Consider the following 13,137-nt stretch of genomic DNA (forward strand, 5'->3'; position numbering starts at 1 on the left):
ATCAGAGGAGAAATGCTATGAAGAAAATGAAAGCAAGAACCAAGTGGTTGCTCCCTTTTCTCGCCGTACTGCTGATATTGGCAGGCTGCCAGAGTATTGCGGGATTTGATGTGAACAAGGCGCTACTGGGAGATCTGGATGTGAAGTCTTCTGAATCCAGCACCACCATGTCATTGAATGCTGTACCTGCTGCGGGAATTAGTGCGGAAGATAAGGAAATGGTAGATCTCATCAATTCCTTCTCTCTGAATCTTAGCAGTATGAAGCTTCAGGACAATGGCAACGTATCAGCAGCTGGAGTTGTAGGCTTCAAGCAATTATCTATTCCTTTTACATTCTTTATGGATAAAGAGGCTGTCGTCTTTAATGTTGAAGGAGCAAAACATCCATTCTACTACCCGATTGCCGGGTACGAAGAATCCATGGGCATTGAAGGACTTGACCAGAACAAAGCACAGGAGATTTCCAAGCTGCTGACCCAGTTTGTGGTGAAAAATCTGCCGAATCCCGGCGCGATCAGTGTAGCTGCTGTAAATGAATCTGTATATGGCGAACAACTGAATTTGACTAAGCTACATACGGAGATTACTGGCGATGAAATGCCGGTGCTTGTGAAGAGCTTCCTGAAATCCATTTCTAAGGATTCTGAAGGCTTTACGACTTTCATCAGCAGTCTCTATGATTATCTGTACCCGCTTCTCGAAGCCAATGGTATCGGGGCAGACGAACTCAGTGATCTGGGACTGGGAGAAATCCCGCTTGAAGACAAGGAAGGTGTAGTGACTGTAGTGCATGATGCGGCCAAATTGGCTGTAGATGCCCTTCTGCTTATCTATGATAAACAGCTGGATAATCTATACTCATCCACCCCAGAACTGAAAACCATCCTGAGCAAAGAGACCAAGCTTGATATCGATATGTTTGTAGATAGTGGATTCCATGTCCGCAAGCAAAATATCAATCTCTTTGTCGCATTGCCGGCAAGTGAGGATCTACCGCTTCAGAGTATTTCCCTCAAAATGGCTACACAAACCTGGAACGTGAATGGTGTGGTAACCGCAGATTCGATTTCAACAGACGGAGCAATGGATTTGACTTCTGCCGGGCTTACACCAGGAGAGACCCTCCGAAGCTTTGCGCCAGGCTCAGATGTCTACAACATGCTCAAGAATGATATGAATATTACCGCAAAATCCCTGATGATTGCACCTGATGATGAATATTATTATCCGATTGTCGAAGGAGGCACTACCTACGTGCCACTACGGTATCTTGCTGAAGATATGGATGCAGCAGTGGAGTGGGATGGGGCAAAACGTGCGATTACTGTAACCGATGACGTCTACGGAGATAAGCTGGTATTCACAATTGGGTCTAACAAGGCTCTGATTAACGGGAAGACAGTGAAACTCCCGCAGCCGGTATTCGTAGACGAGTATGGTGATGCTTATGTACCGCTTCGTGTACTGGCAGAAGCGCTCCATGCGAAAGTTGAAGTGGACGAAGATGGATACATCTATATTGACCGTCCATAAGCTAAACTAAACAACAAAAAGCCGGAATCTCTTATACAAGAGGCTCCGGCTTTTTGACGTTCTATATTTTGCAGGATCATTCTTCTAAAGATTTAAGATTTGACAGTACCATTCTTAGTGAAACATTGCTGAGTTCTTTACCCTTAGCCATACTTTGGATATATCCAGACATGAATCCGCCGTCCATACCCATCCACAGTTCATAACCCGGCATGGCCTTGATTTCATCCAGCCTACTCGCAGCCGTCCCGGCGAAATAATTCACGTTAAGCCGTGACATCACTTCAGCCATCGACTGTTTTTCATCTTGGCTGAAGGTGGAGTCTTTGAGCTTGGACATTGCCTTCTCATACGACTGTCCCGCGAATACCTTCTCTGCATAATTTTTAAAGTCTAATAAATGGGGATCGGTACTTCCATTGGCCTTGGCCCAGCCCTCCACATCGACCGCTGTAGTGTGATAAGTGACTTCCCGGGTAACAGGATCAAAGTGCATTGCACCATACTGGTGCGGGTTCACAGCCATAGCACTAGTAGCAATATCATAGACCGGTGAGTCTCCGGAACCGGCAGTACCGTCAGTCACTTCTTCTGGATCACGTGCGATATCCTGCATATGTATATGTCCGGACAATACCAGGTTTAGCCCGTCTTTGCGCAGGGTCTTCATCGTCTCCTGACTGTTGTTAAGGGTGAATCCCGATACAGACATGGAGGTATGGCTGATCAGGTTATGGTGCATCACCGTAATGACGGAGGCCTGCTTCTCTGCTGCAAGCTTCGTGCACTCATCTATCCAGGATAGGGTTGAAGGGAGGATACGGCCGTCTGTCTGGGGAAACCCGTAGCTTTCGTTGTTGGCATACTGACTGCTGTCAATCATCAGCAGATATAATTCAGGTGCCGCTTGAACGAGGTAGCTAAGGCTGTCCTTGTCACGGGTAATAGCTTCCTTATAGCCGAAATCCGCATACAATTCTGTGAAATTCTCCGGAGTGATATGCGGAGCTACTACTTGCTTCCCCCCTTTGAACGATCTTGCCCATGGATTATTCAAGTCGTGATTGCCAGGAATAACATAGACATCGGTGCCCGCGGCTTCCACACGCTTCAGCTTCTCGGCTAGTTTCTTGTGGCTGCTTGCTTCCCCGTTATTGGTAAGATCCCCGCTGAGAATCAAAAACTCCGGCTTCTTTACCCCTGCATCATAGACAAGGGCTTCCATTAGTTCATCGCTGTAAGGCAGAATTTTACCATCTCCGCCATTCACATAAGCCTGAAAAGCTTCCCCGCCATCCTGAAGATCATTATCGAGATAATGGGTATCCGTAGCTACCCAGAAAGATATAGGAGCCATTGTTTCTTCCGCAGATACTACGCTTGCTGCTGCAGTATTTCGTAGTGACAAAGTTGTGTCCTTGCAGCTTGCAAGAGCGAAGCCGGCCGCTAAAAGTAAGGAAAGTGCATATATATTGGTCTTTTTTGTAGAAAACATCTCTTTATGGCTTTGAAATCTCATTCGATCAACCCTTCTTTTGAACTTTTGCTGAATTATTGTAGCTTATTTGATGGGGGATTGTATATCGAAAAGTGAGTAACTGTTTCTTAATCATGGGAATGGAGTATACAGAATAGGGGAACGTATAATTATATTCGAGGCAAACAACAATAAGCGTTGGCATTGAAAATCAGACAAAGGAAAAATTAAGAAAAGTATTGTGCATTCGGAATAAAAGTGTTAAGATTTAAAAAAGTAAGTTACTAAATAAATGGAGGTTGAAATTTTATGTCTAAGAACTTTTTTGAAGCAGTAAAAGGCAGACGTTCCGTATATGCAATCAGCAAAGAATCCCCGATCTCTGATGCGGAAATCCAGGAAATTGTAGAAACGGCGGTTCTGCATAGCCCGACTTCTTTTAACTCCCAGAGCTCGAGAGCAGTAGTACTGTTGGGAGATAAGCATGATAAGGTATGGGATATTACTTCAGAAACCCTTCGTAAAATTGTTCCCACAGAACAATTTGAAGGTACAGCCCAGAAATTATCTTCATTCAAAGCTGGTTACGGTACAGTACTTTTCTTTGAAGATCAGGCAGTGGTGAAGCATCTGCAGGAGAACTTTGCCTTGTATGCTGAGAATTTCCCGATTTGGTCCAACCAATCCTCCGGGATTCTTCAGTTTGTAGTATGGACCGCATTCGCTGAAGCCGGTCTTGGTGCTTCACTGCAGCACTACAATCCGCTCATTGATGATGAAGTGAAAGCAACCTTTGATATTCCGGCAGACTGGAAGCTTATTGCCCAAATGCCTTTTGGCAAAACCGTGAACGCACCGGGTGAAAAAGAATTCCAGCCGATCGAAGAACGTGTAAAAGTTATTAAATAAGCGATCCAGAAATGGTTTAAAACCTCCTTGATCAGGCTAATGATATCTATAGCCCGAATAAGGAGGTTTTTGTGATGCCATGGAACAAAGATGATTATCCGGATTCTCTGAAGAATTTTATGGCCCCGGTGCGCAATAAAGCAATTGAGATCGCCAATGCCCTCTTGGACGAAGGATATGAAGAGGGAAGGGCAATCTCCATCGCCACGGCACAAGCCAAAGAATGGGGCGAGAACCATGATAAGCAGATCCGCAAAAAGAACCAGTAACCATTGTCTGCCCGAATTGAATTTAAAAAAGAGGACGGCACGGTAGATGTGCCTGTCCTCTTTTTAGGGTCATAAATATAAATGGCCGGTAAAGTTACCGTCTACTTAGTAGCAGGGGCTTCCGTGGCTGCCGGATCCGCGCTGGTAGCAGGAGATGCGGATGCTTTCGCTTTGGCATCAGTCAATGTATTCGTAATCTTGGCGCCAGCTTTCAGATCCGCAAGCCAAGTGCTAGACATTTCGGATACCTTTTGAGATTTCAGGGTTTTGGTGATTTCTTCTTTTTTCTCTGCAAGCGTATATACATGAGCTTCTTTACGGTCAGTTACTTTGATAATATGGTAGCCGTACTCTGTTTTGACAGCGCCGCTAGTTTCACCAACTTTGAGCTTGAAGGCAGCATCAGCGAATTCAGCAACCATATCGCCCTTCTTGAAGAAATCAAGATCGCCGCCTTTATCTTTGGAGCCGGTATCAGCGGATTTCTCTTTCGCAAGCGCAGCAAAATCTGCGCCATCTTTCAGCTGTTTCAGAATGGCATCAGCTTCTTCTTTTGTCTTTACAAGAATATGGGAAGCGCGGACTTGTTCCTCCTGGTTGAAGGTAGCTTTGTTGTCCTCGAAGTATTTGGAAATTTCATCATCGGTAACAGTCACCTTAGGCTCAACGAGCTTGCGGATTTTAACCTGCAGCGGCATTTGTTTTTTCAGATCATCCAGCGTCATTGAACTTTGCTGCAAGGCACTGTTAAGCGCTTCTTCACCGCCAAATTGTGTTTTCAGATCTTCAATTTCAGTAGTGATATCGGCATCGGTAACCGTAATATTGGCCTTTTTGGCCTCTTGGTCAACGAGCGTTGTGGTGATCAGGTTCTCCAGGGTGGAATCCCCGCCGGCTTCAACGAGCTTGTCGTATAGCTCAGCTTTGGTAATATCAGTACCATTGACCGATGCAACGGCTACTTTATTGTCATCCTTTTGGAAGGGCTGAACGATAAGAACAACGATAAGGGCTGCAGCCAGTACAAGTGATGTGATCATCCAGCCCTTTCCGCTCTTGGAGGATGGGGTGGATGGAGGTGTTCCATCCCCGACTTTATTCATAACGGGAACATTGGCAGCGCTGTCAGGTGTAGCATCTTCTTCGAATACTTCTGGAGCTTCCTGAGCGGTTACTGGTTCCAATTCAGGAGCAGATGAAGATTCCTCCAGAGTTGCTTCATTGATACCGGAAGTGCTGTTATCTTCCGTTGTTCCATTGTTGTCTAGCTGTTCATTCTCATTGAAATCCTTTTTGTCCATTATAATTAATGACTCCCTTCAATATAGGTGTTGCCTGTCTTTCTACAACTTTACCAGAAATCAGGATTCCAAACCTTAAGAAAGTATAAAAAAGCCGATTTACTTTTTAAGTTTTTCTTAAGATACAAAGAAAAAGCCGGAGTAACAGGGATATACCCATGTTACTCCGGCTTTGTGAAGGCTCCGCAGTCCTCAGTTGCAGCGGATATGTACCGCTTAGGAACTGAGGCTTTTCAACAGATGGCGAATGCTTTCCTGTTTGCGTCTTGGCACGCGGACCGTTTTGGCAAACAGGCCCATCTCCCCGAAATAAATACTGTCGTCTTCAATGGAACTGATCTTGTTGAGGTTAACGTAACAACCCCCATACACATGATAATAACTTGGATTAGATAACAAACGGTTAAGCTGTTCGGCAGTCATTCTCTTTTTAATATTATAGTTTCTGCCGTGAAAAATGACCAAATCATGGTCTCCGACCTTAAAGAACAGAATGTCCGTTTCCACCTCGAAGTCCTCATACACATTTCTGGCTTCCAGCAGGCTGCTCATTCATGTTCCCCCTTTATACAAAATAAAAACTCAATGTTAGCGCTTTCATTATAGCATATTGATTTGACCTTGAGAAGCCTTATTTTTAAAATGTTTTATGACATTTTCCGCTTGAGATTTGTCATAGACACTGAAAAAATGTAAATTATATAGATGGCTAACCCGAAATGAGATGCCTAGGCTTACAAGAGAGATGAACCATTGGAGGAGGATGACCGAGATGAAAGACCATACTAGACTGCTGCTGTTTACCGGTTCCTACGCAAGCGCTGAGGAAAGCGGGGTTCAGGTATTTGAATTCGATGGAGAAGCTGGAGGTACACTTACATTGGTGGATAAGATTCAGGGCATTACTAACCCGACCTTTGTGAATGTAAATCCTGCCGAAGGCCGGCTGTATGCCATCGGAGAAAAGCCGAATGGGGAAGGCGGCAAGGAAGGGGAAGTGGTATCTTTTTCCATCGATCCGCAGTCTGGCGAGCTCACCGAATTGAACCGTGTTTCAACGATGCCTGCCACAGGCAGCAAACAAACTACAACTTGCCATATTTCAAGAGATGCTCACAATGAATATCTTATAGTATGCAGCTATCATAGTGGACTGGTGGGTCTGTTGACTCTGGATCAGGAAGGACTGCCGGTTCGGTTGGAGGATACTGCTGTACATACGGGTCAAAGAAATCTGCCTGGGCAGGAGAAACCTCATCCCCATTCTGCCATCTTCAGTCCGGATGAGAAATTCCTCTTCGTTGCTGATCTTGGGCTTGATCTGATTCGTACTTACCGGATTAACCACGAGGCGAAGAAGCTGGAAGTGCTGGGGGATACTTTGCTGCATGAAGGAGCCGGACCGCGCCATTTCGTTTTTCATCCAGACGGCAAATCCGCTTATGTCATTAATGAGTTGGATTGTACCGTTACATCTTTTCTCTATGATCGGAATGCCGGAACGCTTCAAACGGTTGCCACAATCTCTACATTGCCTGAAGGCTACCCATCAGCTGACAATGGCTGTGCTGAAATTGCCTTATCTTCAGATGGTCTTTATTTATATGGATCAAACCGCGGACATGACAGTATTGTGGTCTACGCCGTTGACCCAGCAACTGCCGTACTTACACTAGTAGAACATGTCTCCACCCGTGGTGGGCATCCCCGCCATTTTACCTTGACTCCGGACGGGGCTTACCTGATAGCTGCCAACCGTGATGGCAATAATCTGGTTGTATTCCATGTTGACCGCGCAACCGGGAGGCTTGCCTTCACGGGTCATACAGCTGAGGTCTCCAAACCGGTATGTGTAAAACCAGCATATTTTCCTTTGGTACTATAAATTTCGGGAGAATCCCGCACTGTGAGGAACAGGGGGATGTTGTACGAGGTTAGCCCTTAACATCCCTACAAATTTATGCAAAAGGAACACCGGAGCTGCATGCTCCGGTGTTCCTTTTGAGAAGAGGCTTGTGGCAAAATATGCTTATTTTAGCGAAACGGGCTTCAGCGGCACGATGGTGGAAACAGCCGATTTGAACAGCACATTCTGTCTACCGTCACCTTGACCCTGCAAAGTGATGGTATATGCGTCGTAGGAGGTTACTTGTCCCTGCATTTTGACTCCATTGGTAGTAAAGATTGTCACGGGAACCTTGGTTGAGATGCATTGGTTCAACAAACGTTCCTGTAATTTCAGAGTTTCCACTTTGGCAGCACTCCATCTTTTTTGAATTGTCTTCCAAGGTATTATACCACGGGTAAGACCTTCTCAGGAAATAGAGTCGCCAAGTTTAAGAGTATACAAGGAGGTAGTCAAGCTGCAACTTCTATATAGATACAAAAGTTTTCGTGGTTTTTTATGTTTTCTGCTTGTGTTTGCTGTGATCGCTGTGTTTGTGAAACTGGATCGGATCTCTGGTTTTGATATCTCGATCATACACGCGGTACAATCAGCAGAAATTCCGGCACTCACTTCCCTGGCCAAAGGTCTATCTCTGGTGGGTTCCTCAAAACTTGCGATAGGTATTTCACTTATTACTATGGCCCTGTTGTTCTTTGTACTGAAGCACAGGTTGGAACTTCTCTTGTTTCTTGTAGTCGGCTTAGGCTCGCAGGTGCTGAACACATGGATGAAGTTATGGTTTCACCGGGAGCGCCCTAACGTTCACAGGCTTATTGAACAAGCAGGATACAGTTTCCCCAGCGGCCACTCTATGGCGGCATTTTCGCTCTATGGTGTGCTTGCGTTCCTGCTGTGGAGGCATATGAGGAGCAGTACCGAACGGATATTGCTGATTCTCTTTACTGTGTTGATGACAGGAGGGATCGGCTGGAGCCGTGTGTATTTGGGCGTTCACTACCCTAGTGATGTCATTGGAGGATACGCTGCAAGCGGGGCTTGGTTGCTGCTGTGTGTCACCTGCTTTGAGGTATATCGGAATTCCAGGATGCAGGGAAAGCAGAGCCTATAAAATATACGGATCCCCTATACAGCTCGTATGGGAATCCGCATTTGCTAACAATTGGTTCGTGGATATGAAATCAAGGTGTTCTGGAAGGCAAGGCTGAAGATTTGGGCTCCTGAACATGTGCCGTGCGGCTGATACTCAGTTTCATAAGCGCCGGCAGGCTGGCTTTTAGCTTATCCGCCTCTTCCCGGGTAATCTGACCTTCTTTAATCGAAGCGTCGAGCTTTAGGCTGGCTGCATCGCTTAGCTTTTGAATATATTGCTCTTCGGTCCAGCCTTTTTTCTCCTGAGCTAAAGTATATAGCGTTTTTCCTGCTCTAAGGCTGCGGATTATTTCTGTACGGTCCATCTCCAGCAGCTTGGACGTTTCATTGATGATGAAATGTGCGCGTGCGGCCTTAAATCCCTTGTCCATATTAGGCGCATGGTGGTGGTGTTCTTTTTCAGCATGAACCGCCGAATCCGGCTTAGCGGAAGGAATATTACCTGCCGTATTCTCAGCATAAGCGGCGGCAGGAGCCAAACAGAGCAGGAATGCTGTTGCGAAGGCTGTGATTCTTTTGACATTGTTGTTCATTGTTTCACCCCTACTGTAATGTGTTGGGACTGCAGTACCCAGTATTCCCCGTATGCTGAAAGAAACCTGAAAGCCGGCTTAAGACATACTAAAATTCGCCAGCCCGCATCTTGGGTAATAATGTCTGTGCTTTATTAGAGATGAACCAAAGCAGATCAGGATATACATATTTGTACGAAGTGAAATCAATGAAGTAATGCTCACAAAACTTAAGCATATGCTTTCGAAGTGAGTTTTGTACGAAGTGAAATCGATGAAGTAATGCTCACAAAACTTTAGGAGGGATGGATTTGGCTTTTGGCGCCCGCATACTCAAAACCGGATTGGCAGTAACTCTTGCCCTCTATCTGTCCGCTCTGCTTAACTTCACATCCCCCGTGGGCGCGGCGATTGCAGCGATATTCGCAATGCAACCCTCTATATACAGATCCTGGCGTTATTTTCTGGACCAGATACAGACAAGTACCATGGGTGCTGTACTGGCGCTCCTGGGTGGAATGCTGCTATCCAATGAACCGATTGCCGTCGGTCTGGTATGTATTCTGGTGATTATGATCAGTATGAGAATGAACCGGGCCGATACGATCGGTCTGACACTGGTAACCGTGATCTCGGTCATGGAGGCCTCGGGACAGTGGGAGTTTGCTTTAACCCGTTTTTTACTCACGCTGAACGGTATTATTGCAGCATTCATCATTAATATCGCAGTATTTCCTCCCCAGCCGCGTAAGCAATATATCCAGCAGATTGAAAATGTTTTTGGAAGCCTGTCATTACTGCTCAGAACGGCAGTGTCGCACGAGATGAAGGAGAGCGTCTTCCGTGATGAGAAAAATGCGCTGGAAGGCTCGATCCGGTCACTTGCAGACAAATATGCTTTGTTTGAGGAGGAGCAAAAGCAGCTTCGCAGAGCTAAATACAGTCAAACCCGGCAAATGGTCGTCTACAAGAATCTGCTGGCTTCACTGCAGAAAGGGTTTGAGGTGCTGGAGGCGGTGGACCGGCATTATTTTCAGGCTGAACGTACAGAACGCACAGACGAGCTGTTCGACCGTCATTTGGAGCAGCTTATCAAATACCATGAGACGATTTTGCTCAAATTCGAAGACAAACTGAAGCCGGGAGCGACCGATATCGACCCGCTCAGCGAAGACAACGACCGTTTCCTGCAAGCAGCAATCAGCGGCTATGATGCAGAGAAAAGCGGGCAGTTGAGGTTATCTGTTGTAGCTGCGGCGGTCTATGACTATGGGTACCAGCTGGAGCGCCTGGATAAGGTGGCGGACCAGATCAATCGTCTTACCGGTGATGAAAAAGAATAATCCGCTATCCCTAATGAATATTCGAATAAGTTGACCATCCATCGGAATGAGGAGCATACTTTATAGTGATCAGCTTGTAAGGGCATCGATTGGAACACAGCAAAAGATCCGGCCCCAAAGGGGACCGGATCATCAAAGACTTGATTAAATATAATGTAGTTGTTACAATTGAAGGATATCAGTAACTCTAGATATACAAAGCACAATTACGCAACTTAATTATAACATGATCATGCGTGGATGTCAACCTTTCGGAGGGGATGAATTTCAATGGAGAAACACGATATTGAATGGAAAGAAGAACAGGAAAGGGTCAATGGAATCACGAAGCTGCTGTCAACTCATATCCGGAGGTTATCCGGTGAGCTCGGTCTTCATCGCAGTGATGTCGTGGATATGCGTAAAGAGTTCTGGGAAGAGGTTACTGTGAATTTCAGCAGCCCGGATGACCTTGGGGAAACATCAACAAGTCTTCGGCAGCAGGCCCAGATTCTGAATGAACGTGAACGCCATCATCTACAATCAAGCAAAGCACTTAAAAAATATAGAAAGCTGGTTGTTTCCCCATATTTCGGCCGGATTGATTTTAAGGAGACACCTGAAGCCGGGACAGAGAAGATTTATCTGGGTATCGGTTCGTTAATGGAGGATAACGGTACTTTCCTGATCTACGACTGGCGCGCCCCCATCTCCAGTCTTTATTATGACGGGGCTCCGGGACCGGCATCCTATGAAACGCCCGGGGGCCAAATCTCCGGAACGATGGAGTTAAAGCGCCAGTTCGTCATCGATAACGGTTCGATAGAAGTCATGTTTGATACAGGCGTTACCATCGGTGACGAATTGCTCCAGCAAGTCCTCAGCCACAGCGCTGACGACCGGATGAAGAGCATCGTTGCGACGATACAGAAGGAGCAGAATGCCATCATCCGCAATGACCGGAGCCGGATGCTTGTCGTTCAAGGAGCTGCTGGCAGCGGTAAAACCTCAGCCGCATTGCAGCGTGTAGCCTATCTATTATATAAATACCGCGAGGTGCTCCAAGCAGACCAAATGCTGCTCTTTTCACCCAATCCGCTTTTCAACAGCTATGTCTCCACAGTGCTGCCGGAGCTGGGTGAAGAAAATATGCAGCAGACCACGTTCCAGATGTATTTGGAGCATCGGCTAGGCCAGGAATTCGAGCTTGAGGATGTTTTCAATCAGACGGAAAGTCTGCTGAATGCCCCGGACGGGCCCGAGGCGGCTATACGCAGAGAAGGAATCGCTTATAAATCCTCAGTGGCTTTTCTGGATGTGATCCGGCATTACGTCAATCTTCTGGAGCATGAAGGGATGCTGTTTAAACCGCTTATGTTTCAAGGCCGGGCTGTGGTCAGCAAGGAAGAGATGGAGCACAAGTTCTACAGCTTTGATCCCAGTATTAAACTGGCGAACCGGATTGATCTTATGACGGGCTGGCTGCTCAAAAAAATCGCTGCATTCAGCGTGGAAGAACGGGATTCGCAATGGGTGGAGGATCAGATTGAGCTGATGGATTCCAGTGACTATCAGCGGGCTTATAATATGCTCCGCCGTAAGGGTGGAGGGCAGAATGACAGCTTTGATGATTTCGATATGGAGAAAACCTCGCTGGCCAGATTTATCGTCAGTCAGCGTCTGAAGCCCCTGCGCGGCTGGACCAAACGCAGTAGGTTTGTGGATGTGAAGGGGCTCTACAGCCTGCTTTTTACGGATCAAGATTTAATGGAACGTCTGAGCGGTGGCCGCAGGCTGCCTGATGCCTGGAATGACATCTGCCGGCAGACTTTAATTTCGCTGAACCAGAACGAACTCGCGTATGAAGATGCAACACCTTTTCTATATCTGAAAGAGCTTAGTCAAGGTTTCCGCACGAACACACTAATTCGTCATGTGATTGTAGATGAGGTGCAAGATTACTCTCCATTCCAGCTGGAATTCATGCGGCGGCTGTTCCCGCGGGCCAAAATGACGGTGCTTGGTGATCTGAATCAGGCGATTTATGCCCAAGGCGAGGTGCTGGGGGATCTGGGTGGACTGGTCAGCATCTATGGGGAAGAGAACACCGAAGTCATTTCCCTAACCCGCAGCTACCGCTCTACGTATGAAATTGTTGAGTTTACACGTTCGATGATACCCGGAGGAGAAAAGATCATTCCATTTAACCGGCGGGGAGAATCACCGTTGCTGACGGTTATGGACAATGAGGAAGGCCTGCTGGCTTCTATAGAAAAGGATGTACTGAATTTGCATTCCATGGGTTATCATTATGTGGCCGTAATCTGCAAGACTGCTGAAGAAAGTGCACGCGTTCATGCTGAACTGCAGGATCGTCTTCCAGTGAGGCTGGTTACCAAGGATACGCCCAATTTTCAAAAAGGAACGCTGGTTCTCCCCGCCTATCTGGCCAAGGGGGTTGAATTCGATGCCGTTATCATTTACGACGGCTCTGAAGCTAAATATGGCCGCGAAAGTGAGCGCAAGCTGTTCTATACCGCATGCACCCGGGCTATGCATCTGCTCCATATCTACAGTCTGGGCCAGCCCAATCATTTCCTGCCTGCTGAAGTTCGTGAGTCCGTGACTGCCGGGGCTTCACAGAGATAAGAACCGAAGATTTCAATACGTAAAGACCGCCTTCATAAGGATATTGGAAGGCGGTCTTTGCTGTGCGTTAGATTTAATTTAAAGGGATATCAATGGGTCTTATCC

General features: G+C 46.6%; 12 protein-coding genes. 7 read left to right on the forward strand and 5 right to left on the reverse strand.

Annotated elements, in window-relative coordinates; translation table 11 throughout:
- Positions 1-17 precede the first annotated feature (17 nt).
- Positions 18-1,535: a copper amine oxidase N-terminal domain-containing protein gene (locus tag AC0MA3_RS00470; RefSeq protein ID WP_474654774.1), complete on the forward strand. Its 1,518-nt coding sequence runs from the start codon at positions 18-20 to the stop codon at positions 1,533-1,535.
- Positions 1,536-1,611: 76 nt separating this feature from the next.
- On the opposite strand, the gene AC0MA3_RS00475 is transcribed toward AC0MA3_RS00470, so the two are convergent.
- On the reverse strand, positions 1,612-2,943 hold the full coding sequence (locus AC0MA3_RS00475; protein ID WP_474654775.1) for a metallophosphoesterase: 1,332 nt from the start codon (positions 2,941-2,943) through the stop codon (positions 1,612-1,614).
- Positions 2,944-3,321: 378 nt separating this feature from the next.
- On the opposite strand from AC0MA3_RS00475, the gene AC0MA3_RS00480 reads away from it, so the two are divergent.
- Together AC0MA3_RS00480 and AC0MA3_RS00485 are read left to right on the forward strand one after the other, a co-directional pair.
- Positions 3,322-3,921 (forward strand): nitroreductase family protein, encoded by a 600-nt coding sequence (locus AC0MA3_RS00480; RefSeq protein ID WP_474654776.1) that lies wholly within the window; start codon positions 3,322-3,324, stop codon positions 3,919-3,921.
- Positions 3,922-3,995: 74 nt separating this feature from the next.
- Positions 3,996-4,190, forward strand: a complete 195-nt coding sequence (locus tag AC0MA3_RS00485) for a DUF2188 domain-containing protein (RefSeq protein ID WP_379153143.1) — start codon at positions 3,996-3,998, stop codon at positions 4,188-4,190.
- Between the two features lie 101 nt (positions 4,191-4,291).
- Here AC0MA3_RS00485 and AC0MA3_RS00490 read toward each other — a convergent pair whose 3' ends face one another.
- Together AC0MA3_RS00490 and AC0MA3_RS00495 are read right to left on the reverse strand one after the other, a co-directional pair.
- Positions 4,292-5,491: a peptidylprolyl isomerase gene (locus tag AC0MA3_RS00490; protein ID WP_474654777.1), complete on the reverse strand. Its 1,200-nt coding sequence runs from the start codon at positions 5,489-5,491 to the stop codon at positions 4,292-4,294.
- A gap of 216 nt (positions 5,492-5,707) precedes the next feature.
- Positions 5,708-6,043 (reverse strand): LytTR family transcriptional regulator DNA-binding domain-containing protein, encoded by a 336-nt coding sequence (locus AC0MA3_RS00495; protein ID WP_379153139.1) that lies wholly within the window; start codon positions 6,041-6,043, stop codon positions 5,708-5,710.
- A gap of 220 nt (positions 6,044-6,263) precedes the next feature.
- Here AC0MA3_RS00495 and AC0MA3_RS00500 point away from each other — a divergent pair, with 220 nt between their 5' ends.
- Positions 6,264-7,376, forward strand: coding sequence for a lactonase family protein (locus AC0MA3_RS00500; protein ID WP_474654778.1), 1,113 nt, complete (start codon positions 6,264-6,266; stop codon positions 7,374-7,376).
- A 144-nt stretch (positions 7,377-7,520) separates the two neighbouring features.
- Here the strand turns inward: AC0MA3_RS00500 and hfq are convergent, their stop codons facing one another.
- Complete coding sequence (gene hfq / locus AC0MA3_RS00505; protein ID WP_379153135.1) at positions 7,521-7,742, reverse strand: RNA chaperone Hfq; 222 nt, start codon at positions 7,740-7,742, stop codon at positions 7,521-7,523.
- A gap of 190 nt (positions 7,743-7,932) precedes the next feature.
- Here hfq and AC0MA3_RS00510 point away from each other — a divergent pair, with 190 nt between their 5' ends.
- Positions 7,933-8,508: a phosphatase PAP2 family protein gene (locus AC0MA3_RS00510; protein WP_379153133.1), complete on the forward strand. Its 576-nt coding sequence runs from the start codon at positions 7,933-7,935 to the stop codon at positions 8,506-8,508.
- A 70-nt stretch (positions 8,509-8,578) separates the two neighbouring features.
- Here the strand turns inward: AC0MA3_RS00510 and AC0MA3_RS00515 are convergent, their stop codons facing one another.
- Positions 8,579-9,082 carry a hypothetical protein gene (locus AC0MA3_RS00515; RefSeq protein ID WP_474654779.1) on the reverse strand — a complete coding sequence of 168 codons (504 nt, stop codon included), beginning with the start codon at positions 9,080-9,082 and terminating at the stop codon, positions 8,579-8,581.
- Between the two features lie 290 nt (positions 9,083-9,372).
- Between AC0MA3_RS00515 and AC0MA3_RS00520 the strand changes: the two genes are divergently transcribed.
- Both AC0MA3_RS00520 and helD read left to right on the forward strand, forming a co-directional pair.
- Positions 9,373-10,404, forward strand: coding sequence for an FUSC family protein (locus AC0MA3_RS00520; protein WP_474654780.1), 1,032 nt, complete (start codon positions 9,373-9,375; stop codon positions 10,402-10,404).
- Positions 10,405-10,674: 270 nt separating this feature from the next.
- Positions 10,675-13,032: an RNA polymerase recycling motor HelD gene (helD, locus tag AC0MA3_RS00525; RefSeq protein ID WP_474654781.1), complete on the forward strand. Its 2,358-nt coding sequence runs from the start codon at positions 10,675-10,677 to the stop codon at positions 13,030-13,032.
- Positions 13,033-13,137: the final 105 nt, after the last annotated feature.

The organism is Paenibacillus sp. LS-5 (genome assembly GCF_056121505.1).